The following is a 4,221-nucleotide window of genomic DNA, read 5'->3' as shown; positions in this document are numbered from 1 at the left end:
ACGCAGACCGCAGAACCTATGAAACCTTTATTGCTTGCCAGCGCCCTGGCACTATCCCTCTTCGCGGTGCCCGCCATGGCCAAAGGGGGAAGCCATGCCGTCAGCGGACACACTACCAAAAACGGCACCTATGTCCCACCCTACCATGCGACCAATCCTGATAGCTCCAAGACCAACAACTGGAGCCACAAGGGCAATGTGAACCCTTACACGGGTAAAGAGGGAACGAAAAAGGATTGATGCCTCGGCACAGGCATTGATTAGCCGCCCTAGGAGGCGGCTTTGTGCTTTCTGGGCCCCCCATAATCTGTTGATGCGCTTCCTTCTTTCATTCACGGCCTTGATGCTCTTGGCAATGAGCGCCAGCGCCCAGGTCTACCGCTGCGAACATGGCGGCAAGGTGTCCTACTCCGACGAGCCGTGTGTCGGTGCCAAGTTAGTGGATGCCACTCCCACCCAGGGCATGGACAAGATGACCGGCCGCACGCGCAAGGGTGCTGATGTTATGCGCGACGAAAACAGAAAAGCCGTGGACGCGGCGCTTCAGCCGCTCACAGGCCTGGATCACGAGCAGATGAACTTAGAGCGCAAGCGGCACAAACTGTCCGCGGCGGACAAAGTCACCTGCCGCAATCTTGATCGCCAGCTACCCGAATTAGAGGCTCGCGCCGCGCGGTCAGCAGCCAGCCAAAAGCAAGAGGCTGACAAGGACCTTTACAAGGCCCGCAAAACCTTCTTTGCCCTCAAGTGTTGAGTTGCGGAACAAGTGAGTGCCAGGACCGTTGCTGCCTGCAAGACTTCTGTGGCGGGACAAGCATTGAGGCCCTGGATGCCACTCTTGAATAAACTTGTCTCAAGGCCATAGCGGTCGCCAAGATACCGCTGAGCTTCCAGGCACGAAGATGCCTGCTTCAAAGAGAACCAATGCACAGGGAGGAAATCATGGCCAGACGCAAAAAAACCAGCCCTTTGGAAGACATCCTGGACTTGTTGTCCCTGCTTCCATGGTGGGTCTGTGTGGTGCTGGCTGCGGTCAGCTACACCGTGCTTAGCAACTTGGCCGTTCCTATCAAACCTTCAGATATCCAAGGCCAAGGTGGCGCAATGGTGGGAGCCATGATGCAAAAGGCCATCATCCACGGACTGGCGACGATCGGCCAGTATCTCGTTCCCCTCATGTGCCTGATTGCTGCAGGGATCTCTGCCTGGCGGCGCAAACAACGCAGGGAACTGATTGCTGGTGTTTCGGAAGCTGAAAGCGCGGATGCTCTGGACGGCATGAGCTGGAGAGAGTTTGAAATCCTCGTGGGGGAATCATATCGACAGCAGGGCTACCAGGTTGCCGAGTTAGGGGGCGCCGGCCCAGATGGTGGGGTGGACCTCCTACTCACCAAAGGCAATGAGAAATTCTTCGTGCAGTGCAAACAGTGGAAGGCGTACAAGGTGGGGGTGACCACCGTCCGCGAACTCTACGGTGTCATGGCAGCCAAGGGCGCCACGGGCGGATTCGTGGTGACCTCGGGCCGCTTCACAACAGACGCAGTGGAGTTTGCCCAAGGTCGAAACATTGAGCTGGTCGACGGCCCTCGTCTGTTCGCAATGATTCAACGTGCACGCCGGCCCGGAGCGCCCGTATCTCCATCAATTGCTGCGGATTCCCATGCACAGGCTCAGCACCCTGAAACCGCTGCGGTCGCCACGGCACAGACCTCTTCGCCGGAGTGTCCACGCTGCGGTGCATCCATGCAGTTGCGCACCGCTCGACAAGGCGCTAGTGCTGGAAGCAACTTCTGGGGGTGCACAACCTATCCGAAGTGCAGAGGAACGCGCGCTGCTGGCTGAAAGTCGGTCATTGGGACGGAGCAAATATGAAACAGACAACACTCCACCCTGCTGACCGTTTGCGCGAAAGTTCCACAGCCATGCTGCCGGACCCGCGCACGGTCACATGGGCAGCACCGGAGCCACCGTCGCTGGCTGCGCATCACGCTGGAGTGGCCGCCATTCAAATCAATTCCACCGTTCCTGAGCCGGTAGCGATTCAGTTTGAGAACGCTCGGAACCTCTATCTCTACGCCTGGTACGTATACCGCTTCTACATGCCAGCAACGGTCGCAGCGCTGGCTGCGCTTGAGTTCGGGCTGCGGGAACGGCTGCGCACGACTCTTTCGGAGAAACCACTAGGTAAGAAGCCCATGCTCAAAGGGCTGCTCAGCATGGCGGTGGGCCAGGGGCTGGTGAGAGACGAGGGGTTTCGACGTTGGCACCATGCGGCGCAGGTCAGTGCGCGAGAGCGGTTGTCCATGGAAGCTTTGAAAGCAATGATTGATAACGAGCTGACCGTTATGGAGTACCGGATACCGGAGATCTTAGAGGTATTGCCGGAAGATCAGCAGTGGGACCTAGCAGGAGGGCTCCCGGATAGCCTGCCAGCTATTCGCAACGAGCTGGCGCACGGCAGTTCGATGCTGACGAACCAGGTGCTGGGAACTATCGAGTTGGTTGCCGAAATTCTAAATCAACTCTACCCGGAGCCCCTCATGCCGGAAAGCTCAGATCAGTTGTCTTGAGAATGTCTGAGTATTGATTTTCTGCCGGTCGCTTTGAAACAACTCAGGCTTCATACCTCGCCTTGGATGCAGCGGCGTTACTCATGAACGGGCCTTTTCGATGCACCTTTGACCATCCGCAAATGCCCGAAATCTTTCGCGTCGCAGATGACAGTCTGTTACCGTAATGCACTGGTCTGGGTCAGCGCAGATGCGCCTTTCAATCGCGAGGGAACGGGATGGCGGAAAAGACAAAGACAAGCAGCGGCGTTATAGCGGCCATAGCCGCATTGGTTCTTTGTATCGTTTTCCCCCGAAGCACATGGGGCTACATCGTTTTCTTCGTCGGTGGTATTTGGGCCTATCGAGTGTTTTTTTCCAACGCGTCGAAACAGCCGATTGCTGACACGCCTTCCCGAGCCAAGACGGCCACCGCAAGGAAGACATTGGAAGCCTCAGCCCGTGCAACGTCGGGAACCGCGACGGTTCAAACACCAGAGGCCAGTTCACAGCCCGCCTCAGTAGTGGCAACCTCTAGGTTCGTCCCAGATGACCACCCTGTGTCATTGACAAACAAGGCACCATCGTCGGCAACTGCCGTGCCATTGCGCCCAGTACCTCCAGATGCTCCCCGGCGATTCGTGGATGACGATGCTCCGGTTTCTGTCGTCGCAAAGGAGCCCTCAAAGCCAGCGCACTACGCGATACCTCCTGCGCCAACTCAGCCTCTGGCCTACACAGGGCCCGGGCGCTGGATACCTCCTGGAGAAGACGTCGTCATTGGCGGTAGCCACATCAGCGGGGGGATGATCTATGTGGGTAGAGACCTGAAAGCCCTCTCGGGCTCAACTGACCCGTGTCTTATCAATCCCGCGCTTTCCATCGCTGCGCACGCCAACATCAGCGAACGTGAGTTTGGCTATTGGCCGTCCTACTCTGAAATCACGCCCCGCGCTCGCAGGTCCTACCTGAGCTGGCTGGCAGAAGGGCGGCGCAACCCCGAAGCCGATATCGGATACGTGTTTCTCTTCTTCTATGGCCTGGAGCGCAGGGCCATTGCAGAGGGATTGAACGATGCGCAGGCGCAAAGAGATTGGCGCCTGATTGCGCAGGAGGTCCGCAGACTACTTGAGATCTATGGCGAAAAATCCTTTTCTTTCAAGCGCTATGCCAGCGAGCTTTTGAGTTGGCTGGAGGTATCCCATTACTCCAAGACGCTCTACAACGAACCCGTTCCGTCTTTCCCGACGACCTTCGAGGTGCCTCTCTACATTCGCCTTGCACTTGGCCTCGCCGCAGTGGATGGAGTGCCAGTGCCACCCCATCTCGCGTTGGCTTGGGCACGCCTGGACCCGGCCAGCTATTTGCGAACTTCCGCCACCAGGTGCGCTGAGCAGTTCGACAAGCTTTTCCAGCAGCGCTACGCGGAAACTTTCAAGCCGGGCATTGTTCTGCCCCGCAATAAGACCAAATTGAAGCTGGTGTACCAACCAGCATCTGCTGGTTTCAGGGGCGTCAACGAAATCAAGCTGACCTTCGGTGACATGCCGGACGTGACGGTTTTGACGGCTCCACAAAAGCAGCTGAAAAAGATCGTAGACGCCGTCACTGACCAGTTGGATCCCTACAGCCGATATCTCGGCCGTAACCCAGACAGTCCCAATGTGCTGGA

General features: G+C 57.5%; 5 protein-coding genes. All 5 read left to right on the top strand.

From position 1 onward, the window contains the following. The first annotated feature begins 18 nt into the window (after positions 1-18). Complete coding sequence (locus DBR23_RS12255) at positions 19-240, top strand: hypothetical protein (protein WP_108498426.1); 222 nt, start codon at positions 19-21, stop codon at positions 238-240. Positions 241-313: 73 nt separating this feature from the next. Then, entirely contained in the window at positions 314-754 is a 441-nt protein-coding gene (locus tag DBR23_RS12250; protein ID WP_199227692.1) for a DUF4124 domain-containing protein, read from the top strand. 188 nt (positions 755-942) lie between these two features. Then, the gene (locus tag DBR23_RS12245; protein ID WP_108498428.1) at positions 943-1,842 is read left to right on the top strand and encodes a restriction endonuclease; all 900 of its coding nucleotides are present in this window, start codon (positions 943-945) and stop codon (positions 1,840-1,842) included. 26 nt (positions 1,843-1,868) lie between these two features. Continuing rightward, positions 1,869-2,570 carry a hypothetical protein gene (locus DBR23_RS30600; RefSeq protein ID WP_233250420.1) on the top strand — a complete coding sequence of 234 codons (702 nt, stop codon included), beginning with the start codon at positions 1,869-1,871 and terminating at the stop codon, positions 2,568-2,570. A gap of 785 nt (positions 2,571-3,355) precedes the next feature. Beyond that, the coding region (locus tag DBR23_RS30595; protein WP_233250419.1) for a TerB N-terminal domain-containing protein at positions 3,356-4,221 on the top strand (866 nt) is incomplete at its 3' end.

Origin of the sequence: Acidovorax sp. HMWF018, from assembly GCF_003061035.1 — a bacterium.
GTDB lineage: Bacteria > Pseudomonadota > Gammaproteobacteria > Burkholderiales > Burkholderiaceae_C > Acidovorax > Acidovorax delafieldii.
This window is presented reverse-complemented; position numbering and strand designations above follow the sequence as displayed.

Coding starts and splice junctions, on each gene's coding strand:
- DBR23_RS12255 (WP_108498426.1), top strand. CDS start 19: ATGAAACCTTTATTGCTTGCCAGCGCCCTGGCACTATCCCTCTTCGCG.
- DBR23_RS12245 (WP_108498428.1), top strand. CDS start 943: ATGGCCAGACGCAAAAAAACCAGCCCTTTGGAAGACATCCTGGACTTG.
- DBR23_RS12250 (WP_199227692.1), top strand. CDS start 314: ATGCGCTTCCTTCTTTCATTCACGGCCTTGATGCTCTTGGCAATGAGC.
- DBR23_RS30600 (WP_233250420.1), top strand. CDS start 1,869: ATGAAACAGACAACACTCCACCCTGCTGACCGTTTGCGCGAAAGTTCC.